The 16,586-nt window shown below is 70.6% G+C and carries 11 protein-coding genes; 6 read left to right on the top strand and 5 right to left on the bottom strand.

Annotation, left to right across the window (positions count from 1 at the left end; translation table 11 throughout):
* Positions 1-83: 83 nt before the first annotated feature.
* Positions 84-566, bottom strand: coding sequence for an Rv3235 family protein (locus ACFWZ2_RS29245; RefSeq protein WP_384550669.1), 483 nt, complete (start codon positions 564-566; stop codon positions 84-86).
* A gap of 348 nt (positions 567-914) precedes the next feature.
* Between ACFWZ2_RS29245 and ACFWZ2_RS29240 the strand changes: the two genes are divergently transcribed.
* From ACFWZ2_RS29240 to ACFWZ2_RS29230, 3 genes are all read left to right on the top strand, one after another.
* Entirely contained in the window at positions 915-1,421 is a 507-nt protein-coding gene (locus tag ACFWZ2_RS29240; RefSeq protein ID WP_384550667.1) for a DUF6912 family protein, read from the top strand.
* A 320-nt stretch (positions 1,422-1,741) separates the two neighbouring features.
* Positions 1,742-2,413 carry an HAD family hydrolase gene (locus tag ACFWZ2_RS29235; protein ID WP_384550666.1) on the top strand — a complete coding sequence of 224 codons (672 nt, stop codon included), beginning with the start codon at positions 1,742-1,744 and terminating at the stop codon, positions 2,411-2,413.
* A gap of 120 nt (positions 2,414-2,533) precedes the next feature.
* The gene (locus ACFWZ2_RS29230) at positions 2,534-4,822 is read left to right on the top strand and encodes an ATP-binding protein (protein WP_384550664.1); all 2,289 of its coding nucleotides are present in this window, start codon (positions 2,534-2,536) and stop codon (positions 4,820-4,822) included.
* Between the two features lie 361 nt (positions 4,823-5,183).
* On the opposite strand, the gene ACFWZ2_RS29225 is transcribed toward ACFWZ2_RS29230, so the two are convergent.
* Complete coding sequence (locus ACFWZ2_RS29225) at positions 5,184-5,750, bottom strand: DJ-1/PfpI family protein (RefSeq protein WP_384550663.1); 567 nt, start codon at positions 5,748-5,750, stop codon at positions 5,184-5,186.
* Positions 5,751-6,230: 480 nt separating this feature from the next.
* On the opposite strand from ACFWZ2_RS29225, the gene ACFWZ2_RS29220 reads away from it, so the two are divergent.
* Both ACFWZ2_RS29220 and ACFWZ2_RS29215 read left to right on the top strand, forming a co-directional pair.
* Positions 6,231-11,171, top strand: a complete 4,941-nt coding sequence (locus tag ACFWZ2_RS29220; protein WP_384550662.1) for an NAD-glutamate dehydrogenase — start codon at positions 6,231-6,233, stop codon at positions 11,169-11,171.
* Between the two features lie 266 nt (positions 11,172-11,437).
* On the top strand, positions 11,438-13,720 hold the full coding sequence (locus tag ACFWZ2_RS29215; RefSeq protein WP_384550660.1) for a CDP-glycerol glycerophosphotransferase family protein: 2,283 nt from the start codon (positions 11,438-11,440) through the stop codon (positions 13,718-13,720).
* A gap of 18 nt (positions 13,721-13,738) precedes the next feature.
* Here the strand turns inward: ACFWZ2_RS29215 and ACFWZ2_RS29210 are convergent, their stop codons facing one another.
* Both ACFWZ2_RS29210 and ACFWZ2_RS29205 read right to left on the bottom strand, forming a co-directional pair.
* Positions 13,739-14,533 (bottom strand): ABC transporter ATP-binding protein, encoded by a 795-nt coding sequence (locus tag ACFWZ2_RS29210; protein ID WP_384550658.1) that lies wholly within the window; start codon positions 14,531-14,533, stop codon positions 13,739-13,741.
* Entirely contained in the window at positions 14,526-15,455 is a 930-nt protein-coding gene (locus ACFWZ2_RS29205; protein ID WP_384550656.1) for an ABC transporter permease, read from the bottom strand. Before ACFWZ2_RS29205 ends, ACFWZ2_RS29210 begins: the two co-directional genes overlap by 8 nt.
* Positions 15,456-15,571: 116 nt before the next feature.
* Here ACFWZ2_RS29205 and ACFWZ2_RS29200 point away from each other — a divergent pair, with 116 nt between their 5' ends.
* Positions 15,572-16,204 carry a TetR/AcrR family transcriptional regulator gene (locus ACFWZ2_RS29200; RefSeq protein ID WP_384550654.1) on the top strand — a complete coding sequence of 211 codons (633 nt, stop codon included), beginning with the start codon at positions 15,572-15,574 and terminating at the stop codon, positions 16,202-16,204.
* A gap of 37 nt (positions 16,205-16,241) precedes the next feature.
* Here ACFWZ2_RS29200 and ACFWZ2_RS29195 read toward each other — a convergent pair whose 3' ends face one another.
* Positions 16,242-16,406, bottom strand: a complete 165-nt coding sequence (locus ACFWZ2_RS29195; protein ID WP_384550652.1) for a hypothetical protein — start codon at positions 16,404-16,406, stop codon at positions 16,242-16,244.
* Positions 16,407-16,586 lie beyond the last annotated feature (180 nt).

Here is a 16,586-nt window from a genome sequence, read left to right as displayed (position 1 = left end):
CAACTCCGAAGGCCGGTAACCCCGTTGCGGGGCTACGTAGAAAGTAATGGGGGGGGGGAGAGAGAGGGCTCCTGGGGCGTTTTTCAGGCTTCTACCGCTGTGCATCGCCACCTTCTGTCCGCTCCGCGGTGCAGCCTGAAGGCCAGTGCCCTGAGCCTGGGGCCCGTCGCGATGCGGGCGAACACCTCGTACGTCTCGGGGTGCGGCTGGTAGTGGCCGATGCGGTGGATCGTGGGGCGGTGGCCGCCGTCCGTGCCGAGCGGGCGGAGTTCGGCAAGGCGGGCCAGGTCGTCGAAGGCCGTGTTCGCGATGTGGCGGGCCACCCAGTGCAGGGGGCGCTGGCCGCTGAGGACCAGGACGAGGCGTTCCGCGAAGAGTTCCGTGGGGTGCGGGGGTGGCTGTGCGGGGATCGTGGCGGGGGGTTGGCGGCGGGACGGGCCCGGACCCGGACCCGGACCCGGGCCGGGAGGCGTGGGGCGGCGGGCGTCCTTGCGGGTGGGTGGGCGGCCTGCGGGTGGGCGTGTGGCGGTGGGGCGGGGGCGTGGCCTTGTCATCACCTTGCGCATGGGGCTCTCCTCCGGTGGTGCGGGTGAGTGGTGGTGCTGGTGGGTGGGCCGGTGCCGGTCGCCGGTACCCGTAAGTAACTTTTTGTTGGGGATCTTGTACGGCGGTGGCGGGGGAAGCCGCAAGGGAACGGTGCGGGTGCGGGAAGGGGGCCCGGGGTTCACCTATCCGGTGGACGGGAGGGGGCGGGAGCGCGGTGGGTACGGGGGTGTACCGGGTGAATTTCGGGACGCGGGTCGACGCTTCCGGCCGTGGTGGGGGCACCTCGAAGGGGGACTCCCGCACGTATCCTGGGCCTCTCAACGGCCACGAAGGCCCTCCGTGGCCACGAACGAAAGCGGTCATCAGCCATGCGCGTCTACGTTCCCCTGACACTGCCCCGGCTGGCCGAGGCGTACAAGGCCGGGGAGTTGGGGCCCGGGCCGCTGGTCGCTTATGCCGTGACGCCCGCGCTGCGGGAGTGGTACGTCTCCGATGACATCGAGGAGCTCGAGTACGCGGCGTTGAGCCGGGCGGCGTCGGCGTCGTTGCGGCTCGTGGCGGGGGATCCGGGGGCTGCGCGGCGGCGGGTCGTGCTGGCGGCGGATGTGCCGGACGGGGTGGCGGTGGCGGATCCGGACCGGGGGCTGGATCAGGGGGCGCTCGGGGAGGTGCGGATCGCTGCGGGGCTTTCCTTGGGGAAGGCTGCGGCGGTGCATGTGGATGCGGGGGACGCGGAGGGGGACGTGGGGGCTGCGGCTGCGGCTCTCGGGGCGGCGGATCTTGGGGATGATGATGCGCGGTTCGTGGTGGATGGGGCGGAGGATCATGAGCTGCTTTGGTTTGCTACGCAGGAGATTCCTGGGTTGATCGACTGAGGTTGTTGCTGGCGGGGGCGCCTGGGCTGGCGTCTCGCCTTGGGCTTGGCTGTGGGGCGGGGCCGTGGGGGTATGTGCGTACTCGCTATCCCGTGGTTGATGCCTCGGTCAGTGTTTGCCGTCAGGGTGGGTCGAGGTGCTCCGTGCGCACATACCCCCACGTCCCCTCGCGAGCGTTTGCGGCTGCGGGCCGGTGGGGGCCCTCGCAGCCCTGGGAGTGGGTGCGCCGCCGACTTCCCCGCAGGCCCGGGGGTGGGTGTGCTCCCCCGCCCCAGTGCCGGGCGCGGTGCAGGTGGGTGGGGGGCGGGTAGCGTTTGGGTATGGGGAAGACGTTGCGCGGGGCGCATATTGTGTGGGACTGGAACGGGACCCTCCTGCATGACATACACACCGTGATCGAGGCCACGAACGCCTCGTTCGCGGAGATCGGGCTTGAGGCGATCACGCTGGAGAGGTATCGCGATCTGTACTGCGTGCCGATTCCCAGGTTCTACGAGCGGTTGATCGGGCGGTTGCCGAGTGAGGCGGAGTGGCGGGTCATGGACGCCGTCTTCCACAAGCACTACTGGGCCCGGGTGGAGAACTGCGGGCTGACCGAGGGGGCCGCGCAGTTGTTGGCCGAGCGGCGGGCCGACGGGCGTACGCAGTCGTTGTTGTCGCTGGCTCCGCATGAGCACCTGGTGCCGATCGTGCGCAGGCACGGGATCGAGGAGCACTTCGTACGCATCGACGGGCGCATGGACGATTCGCATGCCGGAAAGGCCGAGCGGATGGTGCGGCATCTGGAGGCGCTCGGCGGGGTGGCTGCCGTGGAGCGGGTCGTCGTCGTGGGGGACGCCGTTGATGACGCCGTGGCCGCCGCGCATGTGGGGGCCCGGGCCGTGCTCTACACCGGTGGGTCGCACAGCAGGCGGAGCCTGGAGGAGGCCGGGGTGCCGGTGGTCGACAGTCTCGCGGAGGCAGTGGCGGAGGCGGAGCGGCTCGCGGCCTGACGGGATCCCGGTGGGTGGTTTCGGGGACTCCGTTCACGCTCCGCATCGTTCTGCGTACGCTGTGGTGGGATCCTCGGCGGGGTGAGCCTTGCGGGACGACGTGACGGGGGCGGTAGCGCTATGGGTTTCGGCTTCGGGCAGCGGCGGGGTGGGCAACTGCCCGCGGAATTGACCTCGTTCGTCGGGCGGGCGGATGAACTGGCGCAGGTGCGGGCGGCGTTCGAGTACGCGCGGCTCGTCACGCTGGTCGGGCCGGGGGGCGTGGGCAAGAGCCGTACCGCGCTGCGGGCCGCGGCCGGGCTCGGGGAGCGGTTTCCTGATGGGGTGTGGCTGGCCGAGCTGTCCGCGCTGAGGGACCCGGAGTTGATCCCCGCGACGCTCGCCGCCGTCCTCGAACTGCCGGAGCAGTCCGGGATGGCGCCGCTCGACGCGGTCGTGGCGCATCTGCAGGGGCGGCGGCTGCTCATCGTGCTCGACACCTGTGAGCATCTCGTCGACGCGTGCGCGATGCTCTCCGACATCGTGCTGCGCGAGGCCGCGGACGTGTGTGTGCTCGCGACCAGCAGGCAGCCGCTGGATGTGCCGGGTGAGCACTGCTGCCCGGTGTCGCCGTTGGCGCCCGAGGATGCCGTGGAGCTCTTCGCGCAGCGGGCGGCGTCGGTGGTGCCGGGCTTCGCGGTGCACGACGGGAACCGGGAGCGGCTGCTTGCGCTGACGCGGCGGCTCGACTGCATTCCGCTGGCCCTGGAGCTGGCCGCCGTGCGGTTGCGGGCGGTGTCCGTCGAGGAGCTGGTCGCGCGGCTCGACGACCGGTTCCAGGTGCTCACCGGGGGGCGCCGCACCGCGCTGTCGCGGCATCAGACCCTGCGTACGGCCATCGACTGGTCGCACGAACTGTGCACGCCTGCCGAGCAGTTGCTGTGGGCGCGGCTGTCCGTCTTCGCCGGGTCCTTCGAGCTGTCGGCCGCCGAACAGGTCTGCGGGGGCGGCGAGTTGCCCGTGGGTGAGGTGCTCGGGCAGCTCATCGGGCTCGTCGACAAGTCCGTGGTGCAGCGGTTCGGCGAGTCGGGGAACCGCTATCGGCTGCTCGACACCCTGCGGGAGTACGGCGCCGAGCGGCTCGGCGCGGTGGAGGGGGACGGGGGCGCGGCGCTGCGGGCGCGGCACTTCGCGTACTACCGGGATCTGGGCCGGCGCTTCGAGGAAGGGTTCTTCAGCGACCGGCAGCCCGCGCTGCACCGCGCGGTCCGTGCGGAGATCGCCGATCTGCGGGCCGCCCTGGAGTACGCGTACGCGACCGAGGGGCGGGCGGCGGAAGGGCTCAGGCTCGCGGCCCGGCTCTGGCCGCACTGGCGGGCCTCGGGGGCGCTCTCCGAAGGCGGGTACTGGATGGAGAAGGGCCTGGAGCTCGTCCCCGAGGACTGCGCGGCGCGGGCCTGGGGGCTGCTGGGGACCGGTGCCTTCGCCGTGTGGACCGCGGATCTCGCGACGGCCGTCGAGCGGATGGCGCTCGCCCTGGAGTGCGCGGTGCGCGCGGGCGACGAGGAGGTGGCGCTGTTCGCCGAGGGGTACGTCAGCGGGCTCGCGGCGCTGTGCGGCGAGGAGACGGGGCTCGCGGGCCTGGAGGACGTACGGCGGCGGATGACGAGCAGTGACACCCTGCTCGGCCTGGTGGTGATGGGGTACGAAGGCGCGCTGCTGCGGGCCGTCCTCGGGGACACCGAGGGGGCGCTCGACCTGTGCGGGCAGGGGCTCGCCCGGCTCGAGGGCACCGGTGAACGCCAGATCTACGGGTCCACGCTCATGGCGCAGGGGCTCGTGCAGTGGCTCGCGGGGGAGTGGGACGCGGGCGTCGCCTCGCTGTGCCGGGCTCTTGAGGCGGCGAGCGAGGTCGACGAGGTCCTGGTGGCCGCGATGTGCTGCCACGGTCTGGCGTGGGCGGCGGCGCGGGGCGGCCGCCCGGTGCGGGCCGCCTGGCTCTTCGGGTACGCGGAGAACGCGCGGCGTCTCGGCGGTGATCCCATCGGGATGCTGCCCACGCTCCTGGAACAGCAGGAGGCCACGCGCAAGTCCGTGCGGGAGGCGCTGGGCGGCAAGCAGTTCGACCGCTGGCACGCGGTGGGGGCGCGGCTGTCCGGGCAGCAGGTACTCGACGCGGTGCGGGCCGACGCGGACACCCCGTGCAGGCCGCCCGCCCAGCGGTCCGGGCAGCGGGCCGTGGGGGCCGATGTGCTGACCCGGCGGGAGCGGGAGGTGGCGGTGCTCGTGGCGCAGGGGCTGTCGAACCGGGAGATCGCCGAGCGGCTCGTCATCTCCAAGCGGACCGCGGACGCGCATGTCGAGCACATTCTGGCGAAGCTGGGGGTGGGGTCGCGGACGGAGATCGCGGGGCTCACGGGGGCGGGGTAGTCCTCCCGCGGCGCCGAGCTGTTCCCGCAGCCCGTACCGGGCCGTCCCCGTAGGAGCCTCCCCGCCGTGACACGCGCTCCGCCTGCCCTCGCCGACAAGGGCAGGCGGCCGCGTCGGCCGTTTCGCGGTGCGGCGGTGGGGCGGGGTGCCTTGCCATGACAGCCGTGGGGGAGTTGACCAGGCATGCCACACCCCGCCGCCCGTTGCCGCAGCCTCAGGCGAGGCGGCGCATCACGAACACTGCCTTCCGGGGTGGCGTCCCGCCATCGGTATGCGTGAGGATCGGCATACCGATGTGGGGCGGGATACGGGGATCCGTATACCTAGCGGGAGGTGAGAATCCGGCTCCGCTCTCCAGTCCCTACGTCACCGGAGCCTTCGCCCGCAGCACCGTGAGGAACTCCCGCATCCAGCCGGAGTGGTCGGGCCACGCGCGGGCCGAGACCAGGGTGCCGTCCACCACCGCCTCCGCGTCCTGGAAGGTCGCGCCCGCCGCCTGCATGTCCATCTCCAGGGCCGGGTACGCCGTGACCCTGCGGCCGCTGAGGCCGCCGATCGCCGCGGTCAGGAGCGGGCCGTGGCAGATCTGCGCGACCGGCTTGTCCGCGTCGAAGAAGGACTTGAGGAGCTTGCGGAGTTCCGGGTCGTTGCGCAGATACTCCGGGGCCCGGCCGCCGGGGATCACCAGGGCGGCGTACTGGCCGGGATCCACCTCCGAGAAGGCGAGGTCCGCGGGCCAGGTGTAGCCCGGCTTCTCCGTGTAGGTGTCGAAGCCCGGCTCGAAGTCGTGCACCACGAACTGCAGCTTCTTGCGGGCCGGGGCGGCGATGTGGACGTCGTAGCCCTCCTCGCGCAGCCGCTGGTAGGGGTAGAGGACCTCCAGCGACTCCGCCGCGTCACCGGTCACTATCAGGATCTTGGCTGCCATCGGTGCTCGCTCCCCGAGTCCGTCGCGCGTGTCCGTTGCCCGTCCTGCTCAACGTGCCTCCCCGCGTCCGGTTTGCCAAGAGGGCCGTAGCGTGCCGCGTGCCCGGCGGGACTGTGCAGACTGTCAAAGTTCGACCCCCGCTTTTGTACACATACGGCTCATGACGGCTCCCCGGTGCGGGGCGATAGCCTTGACCCGTGATCAGCGCGATATCCCGCGGGGGCGCGAACGCCCCCGCCCTTCGCCCGGGGCACACGGAGGACATCCGTGCCCGGGCCATCGCTGACGCTTCTTCGTGGTGCGGCCGATCCGGCCTAGCAACCCATCTGTCGGCGAAAGCGCTGAAGATGGCGGATAACCGCCCACTCATCTCTCACCGCGGCATAACGTCGATTCCGGCCGGAGACCCCGCGCCCCGGCGTTACGTCACATCACTTCCTTCTACGTCACGCAACGGCGCGCGACAGGAGTCAGAGGACAATGCAGACCAAGCTGGACGAAGCCAAGGCCGAGCTGCTCGCGCGGGCCGCCCGGGTAGCTGAGAACAGCCCGGTCGGAGGGCGCCTACCGAGCGGCGCACCGACCGGGACGAATGGGGCCACGCCGGACCAGGACACGGCCCTCGCGTTCCTCCAGCGCTACTACCTGCACACCGCCCCCGAGGACCTGGCCGACCGCGACCCGGTCGACGTCTTCGGTGCCGCCTTCTCCCACTACCGGCTCGCCGAGAACCGCCCCCAGGGGACGGCCAACGTGCGGGTCCACACCCCGACGGTCGAGGAGAACGGCTGGACCTGCAGCCACTCCGTCGTCGAGGTGGTCACCGACGACATGCCCTTCCTCGTCGACTCCGTCACCAACGAGCTCTCCCGCCAGGGCCGCGGCATCCACGTGGTGATCCACCCGCAGGTCGTCGTGCGCCGCGATGTCACCGGCAAGCTCCTCGACGTGCTGACCGACGTCGCCGACGAGCGTCCGCACGACGCCGTGACCGAGTCGTGGATCCACGTCGAGATGGACCGCGAGACCGACCGCGCCGACCTGAAGCAGATCACCGCCGATCTGCTCCGGATCCTGTCCGACGTGCGCGAGACGGTCGAGGACTGGGAGAAGATGCGTGACTCCGCGCTGCGCATCGCGGACGAGCTGCCCTCCGAGCCCACCGCGGGCGACCTGCCGGGACAGGAGGTCGAGGAGGCCCGCGAGCTGCTCAGGTGGCTCGCCGACAACCACTTCACGTTCCTGGGCTTTCGCGAGTACACCCTCACGGACGACGACTCGCTGGCCGCCGTCCCCGGCACCGGCCTCGGCATCCTGCGCGCCGACCCGCAGCACGACGGCGACGACCACCACCCGGTGAGCCCGTCCTTCAACCGGCTGCCCGCCGACGCGCGCGCCAAGGCCCGCGAGCACAAGCTCCTCGTGCTGACCAAGGCCAACAGCCGGGCCACCGTGCACCGGCCCAGCTACCTCGACTACGTCGGCGTGAAGAAGTTCGACGCCGCGGGGAACGTCGTCGGTGAGCGGCGCTTCCTCGGTCTCTTCTCGTCCGCCGCGTACACCGAGTCGGTGCGTCGCGTGCCGGTCATCCGCCGCAAGGTCGCCGAGGTCCTGAAGGGCGCCGGGTTCTCGGCCAACAGCCACGACGGGCGCGACCTGCTGCAGATCCTGGAGACGTACCCCCGCGACGAGCTCTTCCAGACGCCCGCCGACGAGCTCCGGTCGATCGTGACCAGCGTGCTCTACCTCCAGGAGCGCCGCAGGCTGCGGCTCTACCTGCGCAAGGACGAGTACGGGCGCTACTACTCCGCGCTCGTCTACCTGCCGCGCGACCGCTACACCACGGGCGTCCGGCTGCGGATCATCGACATCCTCAAGGAGGAGCTGAACGGCGCCAGCGTCGACTTCACCGCCTGGAACACGGAGTCGATCCTCTCCCGCATCCACTTCGTGGTCAGGGTGCCCAAGGGCGCCGAGGTCCCCGACCTCTCCGACGCGGACATCGAGCGCATCGAGGGACGGCTCGTCGAGGCCGCCCGCTCCTGGGCCGACGGCTTCGCCGAGGCGCTGACCGCCGAGTGCGGCGAGGAGCGCGCCGCCGAACTGCTCCGCCGCTACTCGGGCGCCTTCCCCGAGGGCTACAAGGCCGACCACACGCCGCGCGCCGCCGTCGCCGACCTGGTCCACCTGGAGCAGCTCGTCGAGGGGCACCAGGACTTCGCGCTCAGCCTGTACGAGCCGGTGGGCGCGGCCCCCGGCGAGCGCCGCTTCAAGATCTACCGCTCCGGCGCCCAGGTCTCCCTCTCCGCGGTCCTGCCGGTCCTGCAGCGCCTCGGCGTCGAGGTCACCGACGAGCGTCCGTACGAGCTGCGCTGCACGGACCGTACGCACGCGTGGATCTACGACTTCGGCCTGCGCATGCCCAAGTCCCCGAACGGCAACGGCGACTACCTCGGCGACGACGGCCGCGAGCGCTTCCAGGAGGCCTTCGCCGCCGCCTGGACCGGTGCCGCCGAGGTCGACGGGTTCAACTCGCTGGTCCTGCGCGCCGGGCTCAACTGGCGTCAGGCGATGGTCCTGCGGGCGTACGCCAAGTACCTGCGCCAGGCCGGGGCCACCTTCAGCCAGGACTACATGGAGGACACCCTCCGCAACAACGTCCACACCACGCGGCTGCTCGTCTCGCTCTTCGAGGCCCGGATGTCGCCGGACCACCAGCGGGCCGGGACCGAGCTGACCGACGGGCTCCTCGAAGAGCTGGACGGGGCGCTCGACCAGGTGGCCTCGCTGGACGAGGACCGGATCCTGCGGTCCTTCCTCACCGTCATCAAGGCGACCCTGCGCACCAACTTCTTCCAGGAGGCGGGGGGCGGCACGCCGCACAACTACGTCTCCATGAAGTTCGACCCGCAGGCCATCCCCGATCTGCCCGCGCCCCGTCCCGCGTACGAGATCTGGGTGTACTCGCCCCGCGTCGAGGGCGTGCACCTGCGCTTCGGCAAGGTCGCGCGCGGCGGTCTGCGCTGGTCCGACCGGAAGGAAGACTTCCGGACCGAGATCCTGGGTCTCGTGAAGGCGCAGATGGTGAAGAACACCGTCATCGTGCCGGTCGGCGCCAAGGGCGGCTTCGTCGCCAAGCAGCTGCCCGACCCGTCGGTGGACCGCGACGCGTGGCTGGCGGAGGGCGTCGCCTGCTACAAGACCTTCATCTCGGCGCTGCTCGACATCACCGACAACCTGGTGGCCGGCGAGGTCGTGCCCCCGGCGGACGTGGTGCGTCACGACGAGGACGACACCTACCTCGTCGTCGCCGCCGACAAGGGCACCGCGACCTTCTCGGACATCGCCAACAAGGTCGCCGAGGACTACAACTTCTGGCTCGGCGACGCCTTCGCATCCGGCGGCTCGGCCGGCTACGACCACAAGGGCATGGGCATCACCGCCCGCGGCGCCTGGGAGTCCGTCAAGCGGCACTTCAGGGAGCTGGGCACCGACACCCAGTCCGAGGACTTCACGGTCGTCGGCGTCGGCGACATGAGCGGTGACGTGTTCGGCAACGGCATGCTGCTCTCCGAGCACATCCGCCTGGTCGCCGCCTTCGACCACCGGCACATCTTCATCGACCCGAACCCGGACGCGGCCACCTCGTACGCCGAGCGCCGCCGCCTCTTCGAGCTGCCGCGTTCCTCCTGGGCCGACTACGAGAAGGAGCTGCTCTCCTCGGGCGGCGGGATCTTCCCGCGCAGCGCCAAGTCGATCCAGCTCAACGCGCACATCCGCGAGGCGCTCGGCATCGAGACCGGCGTCGCCAAGATGACCCCGGCCGACCTGATGAAGACGATCCTGCAGGCGCCGGTCGACCTGCTGTGGAACGGCGGCATCGGTACGTACGTGAAGTCGTCGGCCGAGTCGAACGCGGACGTCGGCGACAAGGCCAACGACGCCATCCGCGTCAACGGCGCCGACCTGCGCGTCAAGGTCGTCGGCGAGGGCGGCAACCTCGGTCTGACCCAGCTGGGCCGCATCGAGTTCGCGCGCACCGGCGGCCGCATCAACACCGACGCGATCGACAACAGCGCGGGCGTGGACACCTCCGACCACGAGGTGAACATCAAGATCCTGCTCAACGCGGTCGTCGCGAACGGCGACATGACCGTCAAGCAGCGCAACAAGCTGCTCGCCGAGATGACCGACGAGGTCGGCCAGTTGGTGCTGCGCAACAACTACGCGCAGAACACCGCCCTGGCCAACGCCGTCGTCCAGGCGCCGTCCCTGCTCCACGCCCACCAGCGCTTCATGCGCAGGCTCGGCAAGCAGGGCCACCTCGACCGAGGCCTGGAGTTCCTGCCGAACGACCGGCAGATCCGCGAGCTGCTCAACTCCTCGCGCGGTCTTTCGCAGCCCGAACTCGCCGTCCTCCTCGCGTACACGAAGATCACGGCCGCCGACGAGCTGATCCAGACGACGCTGCCCGACGACCCGTATCTGCGGCGTCTTCTGCACGCGTACTTCCCGAAGGCGCTGCACGAGAGGTTCCCCGAGCAGGTCGACGGGCACGCGCTGCGCCGCGAGATCGTGACGACCGTCCTGGTCAACGACACGGTCAACACGGGCGGTTCGACCTTCCTGCACCGGCTGCGGGAGGAGACGGGCGCCTCGCTCGAGGAGATCGTGCGGGCGCAGCTGGCGGCCCGCGAGATCTTCGGGCTCGGCGAGGTGTGGGACGCCGTCGAGGCGCTCGACAATGTCGTCGCCGCCGATGTGCAGACCCGGATCAGGCTGCACTCGCGCCGCCTCGTCGAGCGCGGCTCGCGCTGGCTGCTCAACAACCGGCCGCAGCCGCTGCAGCTCGCCGAGACCATCGCCTTCTTCAGCCAGGGCGTCAGCGAGGTCTGGGCCGAGCTGCCGAAGCTGCTGCGCGGCTCCGACCAGGAGTGGTACCAGAGCATCCGCGACGAGCTGACCGGCGCGGGCGTCCCCGACGAACTCGCCCAGCGCGTCGCCGGGTTCTCCTCCGCCTTCCCGGCGCTCGACATCGTCGCGGTCGCCGACCGGACGGGCAAGGAGCCGATGGCCGTCGCCGAGGTGTACTACGACCTCGCCGACCGGCTGCGCATCACCCAGCTCATGGACCGCATCATCGAGCTGCCGCGGGCCGACCGCTGGCAGTCCATGGCGCGTGCCTCCATCCGCGAGGACCTGTACGCGGCGCACGCCGCGCTGACGGCGGACGTCCTCGCCGCGGGCAACGGCGCGGCCACGCCGGACCAGCGCTTCAAGGCGTGGGAGGAGAAGAACGCGCCGATCCTGACCCGGGCGCGGACGACCCTGGAGGAGATCCAGAGCTCGGACGCGTTCGACCTGGCGAACCTGTCCGTGGCGATGCGGACGATGCGGACGCTGCTGCGCACGCACTCGTAGCTCTTCGTAACTACGCGTAGCCCCTTGTGGCTCCGCGCAGTTCTCCGCCGTGTGCGGAAGGGGGTGTTCCGGGCCTGATGGTCCGGGGCGCCCCCTTCGCGTATGTCCTGGTTCGGGCGATCGAGGACCTTGGTCCTGTCCGTTTCGGGACCTTTGGCGTGCAGCGAAGTTCGTTAAACGGTCATAGACTCGAAAGGAGGTACCTATTAGTAAATCTCCACACTGCCCTGTACTCCGGCCCCACCTGCCCGAGGAGCTCAGCCCGAATGCCACGGATCAGCATTGTCGTCCCTGTCTACAAAGTTCAGGGGTATCTCCGCGAGTGCCTCGACTCGGTGCTTACGCAGAGCTACGGGGACTTCGAACTGATCGCGGTCGACGACCTGTCGCCCGACGGCTCCGGAGCGATCCTCGACGAGTACGCGGAGCGCGATCTGCGCGTCGTCGCGGTGCACCAGGAGGAGAACGGCGGGATAGGCCACGCCCGGAACACGGGTGTCGCGCGCGCCAAGGGTGAGTACCTGCTCTTCCTGGACAGCGACGACACCCTCGTGCCGGGCGCCCTGGAGGCGATCGTCGAGCGGATCGACGCGACCGGCCGCCCCGACATGGTCCTGTACGACTACGCGCGCACGTTCTGGTGGAACGGCGAGCGGCGCAACCGCGACGCCGACCTGTTCGCCGAACCGGGCCCGGACGTCTTCACGATCGCCGAACGCCCCGAGCTGCTCGACCTGTTCACGGTCGTGTGGAACAAGGCGTACCGCAGGGAGTTCTACCTGGAAGGCGGCTTCAGCTTCCCCGAGGGCTTCTACGAGGACGCGGTCGTCGTCTACGAGTCGCTCTTCACGGCCGCCAGCATCTCCCTGCTCGACCGCGTCTGCGTGCACTACCGCCAGCGCCGCCAGGGCAACGCGCTGCGCACGCCGAGCCGTGAGCACTTCGCCGTGTTCGCGACGTACGAGCGTCTCTTCCGCTTCATCGAGGAGCGGCCCGAGCTGCACCGGTGGCGCGCGTTCATGTTCCAGCACATGGTCGACCACTACCTCTTCATCCTCAGCCGCCCGGACCGGGTGCCGCCGAACGCCCGCGCCGAGTTCTTCGGCAAGGCCGCCGCGCACTACCGCCGCTACCTGCCGGCCGGCTTCGAGGTCCCCGAGGGCATCCTCGGCGCCAAGTTCCATGCGGTGGGCCGCGGTTCGTACCGCGCCTTCCAGGGCCTCAAGCTGGTCAACAGCGGCTATGTGAAGGGCCGTGCCAAGGCGCGCAAGACCAAGAACAAGGTCGGCAAGCGCGCCTACGCGACGTACTACCAGCTGCAGCGCCAGCGCCCCATCGACGAGAACCTCGCGGTGTACGCGGCGTACTGGTACCGCCTGCCGTCCTGCAACCCGCTGGCCGTCTACGAGAAGGCCAAGGAGCTGGCCCCGAACGTGCACGGGGTGTGGGTCGTCAAGAAGTCGCTCGAGGACCAGGTCCCCGAGGGTATCGACTACGTGGTCGCCAACACCCCCCGCTACTGGGAGGTGATGGCCCGCGCCAAGTACTTCGTGAACAACGTCAACTTCCCCGACCGCGTGGTCAAGCGCCCCGGGCAGGTCTACCTCCAGACCCACCACGGCACGCCGCTCAAGCGCATGGGCATCGACCAGCAGCGCTACCCCGCGGCCGCCAAGGGCATGAGCTTCCGCAAGCTCCTTGAGCGCGCGGACCGCTGGGACTTCAGCATCTCCTCGAACCAGCACACCACCGAGGAGTGGGAGCGCGTCTACCCCTGCGCCTTCGAGTCGGTCAACTCCGGCTACCCGCGCAACGACGTGTACTACACGGCGGGCGCCGCCGACGTGGCCGCGATCCGCGAGAAGCTCGGGATCGAGCCCGGCAGGACGGCCGTCCTGTACGCGCCGACCGTGCGCGACTACCAGGCCGGGTTCATCCCCCGCCTGGACCTCGCGAAGGTCGCCCAGGAGCTCGGCCCCGACGTCGTGCTGCTCGTGCGCACCCACTACTTCTACGGCGCCGACCCGCAGCTCAAGCGCCTGGAGGAGGAGGGCGCGCTGATCGACGTGTCGGCGTACCCGGTCGTCGAGGAGCTGAACCTGGCCGCCGACGCGCTGATCACGGACTACTCGTCGATCATGTTCGACTTCGCCAACCTCGACCGCCCGATCATCACGTACGCCGACGACTGGGACGTCTACGTCAAGTCGCGCGGCGTCACCTTCGACCTGCTGTCGGGCAAGCCGGGCGAGACGCCGGGCGTCATCGCCACCGACGAGGACGAGCTCATCGAGCTGTTCAGGAGCGGCAGTTGGCGCGGCGCGGAGGCCACCGCGCTGCGGGCCGCCTTCCGCGAGCGGTTCTGCCAGTGGGACGACGGGAACGCGGCGGAGCGTGTCGTACGCCGGGTCCTGCTCGGCAAGGAGATGGCGCCGCCGTCCGTGCCGCTCGCCGAGCGCGTGCCCGCTCCGGCGCCGGGCGAGGCGGCCGCCGCCGGTCTGCACCTGGTGGCCGACGGCGACGACCCGGGGAAGCTGCTGGCCGGTTAGGGCCTGCCCGGCTCCCGGCTACTTCTTGCCGCCGGTGAAGTCCTCGTACGCCGCGAGGACTTCACCGGTGGGACCGTCCATCCGCAGCTCGCCGCGCTCCAGCCAGAGCACCCGGTCGCAGGTGTCGCGGATGGACTTGTTGTTGTGGCTGACCAGGAACACCGTGCCCGCGCGCTTGCGCAGCTCGCGGATGCGGGCCTCGGAGCGCTTCTGGAAGGACCGGTCGCCGGTCGCGAGCGCCTCGTCGATGAGCAGGACGTCGTGGTCCTTGGCGGAGCCGATGGAGAAGCGGAGCCTGGCCGACATGCCCGAGGAGTAGGTGCGCATCGGCAGCGTGATGAAGTCGCCCTTCTCGTTGATGCCGGAGAAGTCGACGATCTCCTGGTAGCGCTCCTGGACCTGCTCGCGGGACATGCCCATCGCGAGGCCGCCGAGCCGGACGTTGCGCTCGCCGGTGAGGTCGTTCATCAGCGCCGCGTTCACGCCGAGCAGCGAGGGCTGGCCGTCGGTGAAGATCCGGCCGCTCTCCACGGGCAGCAGGCCCGCGACGGCCTTGAGCAGGGTGGACTTGCCCGAGCCATTGGTGCCGATCAGGCCGATGGCCTCGCCCTTGTACGCGGTGAACGACACCTTCTTGACGGCGTGCACCTTGCGTACGCCGGGGGATTCGCCCTTGCCGCGCTTGAGGATGCGGCCGAGCGCGGCGGTCGCGCTGCCGCGGCCCGCGGTGGCGCCCGCGCCGTGCACGCGGTAGACGATGTCGACCTGGTCGACGATGACGGTGGGGGCGGCGCCCGCCGGGGTGTCAGCCACGGCCGTAGGTCTCCTCTGCCTTCCAGAAGTAGATGAACCCGCCGATCCCGGCGAGCAGGGCCCAGCCGAGGGCCCAGGCCCACACGTGGTGCGGGAGCTGGTCGTGGTGGAAGGTGTCGATCAGCGCGAACCGCATCAGGTCGATGTAGACGGCCGCGGGGTTGCACTCCAGGAGCACCTTGACGATGTGCGGCAGGTCGCGCCCCTTGAGGACCGCGTCGATGCTCCACATCACCCCGGACGCGTACATCCAGGTCCGCAGGACGAACGGCATCAGCTGCGCGATGTCCGGCGTCTTGCTGCCGATCCGCGCCATCACCATCGCCAGGCCCGTGTTGAACGTGAACTGCAGCGCGAGGGCCGGGACCACAAGCAGCCAGGCGGGCGTGGGCGGCACGCCGAAGCAGAGCAGGATCACCAGCAGCGCGGCCATCGAGAAGAGCAGCTGCTGGAGCTGTTGCAGGCAGTACGAGATGGGCAGCGAGGCCCGCGGGAAGTGCAGGGCGCGCACCAGGCCGAGGCTGCCGGAGATGGCGCGGGTGCCCGCGAGCACGGACTGCTGCGTGAACGTGAACACGAAGACGCCGGTGACCAGGAACGGGACGTAGTCCTCGACGTCGCGCTTGGTGTTCATCAGGACGCCGAAGATGAAGTAGTAGACCGCCGCGTTCAGGAGCGGGGTCATGATCTGCCAGAGCTGGCCGAGCTTCGCCTGGCTGTACTGGGCGGTGAGCTTGGCGGTGGCGAAGGCGGTGATGAAGTGGCGGCGCTGCCACAGCTGCCGGACGTAGGCGGGCAGGGACGGCCGGGCGCCGCTGACGGTCAGGCCGTACCGGGCGGCGAGTTCGGCGGGGGTCAGGCCCTGATCGGCGGGGTCGGCCTGGGCTGCTGCGGGGGGAGATGCGTCGAGGACCTGGCTCACGTCCGTTGCTTTCGCTCGGGGAAGCTGAGGCGAACGTCGGGACGGACCCGTATCGTCGCAACGTCGAGAGTAGGGCGCCGTTACGTCGGAACGCAACCGTATCGTCGTGACGCTTTATGCTGTCCGGTATGACGACGAGCAGGCCACCAGGTGAACAACCGCGCCGCAGGGCCCCCGCCGGGGCCGCCGTGCTCCGCGAGGACGTGACCGAGGCCATCAGGGCTGCCGTCTTCGCGGAACTCGCCGCCGTCGGCTACGCGCGCATGTCCATCGAAGGCATCGCCCGCCGCGCGGGCGTCGGCAAGACCGCCGTCTACCGCCGGTGGCGCTCCAAGCTGCACCTCGTGCTCGACCTCATGTCGGCCATAGCGGTACAGGGCCTGCCCGCGCCCGACACCGGGTCCCTGGAGGGCGATCTGCGGCTGCTGTACGAGGTGACGTCGCGGGCGCTGCGGCACCCCGTCGCGTCCCAGATCATCCCCGACCTGCAGGCCGAGGCCGCGCGCAATCCCGAGATCGCTCAGGCGCTGCAGAAGGCGCTGCGGGAAGGGCAGCACGGGGTCGCGAGCGGCATCGTGCGGGCCGCCGTCGAGCGGGGCGAGGTGCGGGACGGGGCCGACGAGGACCTCGCGCTCGATCTGGTCTCCGGGCCGCTCTACTGGCGGTCCGTGGTGGTGCGGGCCGAGCTGCCCAAGGGGTATCTGGGCAGGCTCGCCACGGCTACGGCTGCGGGGCTGCGGGCGCTCTGAGCGGCCCCTGCCCCAGGGACCGGCGCCGGGGCGCCGCTCAGGCCTCGCGGCGGCGGGTCACGACCAGGGTGATGCCCGAGCCGAGCGCCACGACGCCCGTGGCGACGCTGATCAGTGCCTGCTTCGCGCCGTCGAAGGCGAAGCTCGTCGAGATGTTGACGGCGAGAGCGGCGAGGAGGATCAGCCAGAGCAGGGCCTTCATGGGGGTTTCCTTCCGGGAGGTGCGGTACGGGGCGGCCGCCGTGCCGTGCGACGCGGCGACCTGGGATCAACTCTGCCTGCCGCGCACCGCGAGGGCGATGGAGTGCCCTCCCGAACCCATGGTGTAGCGCACTCCACCATCCTCCGGGAGACCGCCCACCGTCGTGCGCGTGCCCAGTGG

Origin of the sequence: Streptomyces sp. NPDC059002, assembly GCF_042740435.1 — a bacterium.
GTDB lineage: Bacteria > Actinomycetota > Actinomycetes > Streptomycetales > Streptomycetaceae > Streptomyces.
This window is presented reverse-complemented; position numbering and strand designations above follow the sequence as displayed.

Excerpts from the sequence above, each read along its gene's own strand:
- ACFWZ2_RS29240 (WP_384550667.1), top strand. The coding sequence starts at position 915 with ATGCGCGTCTACGTTCCCCTGACACTGCCCCGGCTGGCCGAGGCGTAC.
- ACFWZ2_RS29245 (WP_384550669.1), bottom strand. The coding sequence starts at position 566 with ATGCGCAAGGTGATGACAAGGCCACGCCCCCGCCCCACCGCCACACGC.
- ACFWZ2_RS29235 (WP_384550666.1), top strand. The coding sequence starts at position 1,742 with ATGGGGAAGACGTTGCGCGGGGCGCATATTGTGTGGGACTGGAACGGG.
- ACFWZ2_RS29230 (WP_384550664.1), top strand. The coding sequence starts at position 2,534 with ATGGGTTTCGGCTTCGGGCAGCGGCGGGGTGGGCAACTGCCCGCGGAA.
- ACFWZ2_RS29225 (WP_384550663.1), bottom strand. The coding sequence starts at position 5,750 with ATGGCAGCCAAGATCCTGATAGTGACCGGTGACGCGGCGGAGTCGCTG.
- ACFWZ2_RS29215 (WP_384550660.1), top strand. The coding sequence starts at position 11,438 with ATGCCACGGATCAGCATTGTCGTCCCTGTCTACAAAGTTCAGGGGTAT.
- ACFWZ2_RS29195 (WP_384550652.1), bottom strand. The coding sequence starts at position 16,406 with ATGAAGGCCCTGCTCTGGCTGATCCTCCTCGCCGCTCTCGCCGTCAAC.
- ACFWZ2_RS29220 (WP_384550662.1), top strand. The coding sequence starts at position 6,231 with ATGCAGACCAAGCTGGACGAAGCCAAGGCCGAGCTGCTCGCGCGGGCC.
- ACFWZ2_RS29200 (WP_384550654.1), top strand. The coding sequence starts at position 15,572 with ATGCTGTCCGGTATGACGACGAGCAGGCCACCAGGTGAACAACCGCGC.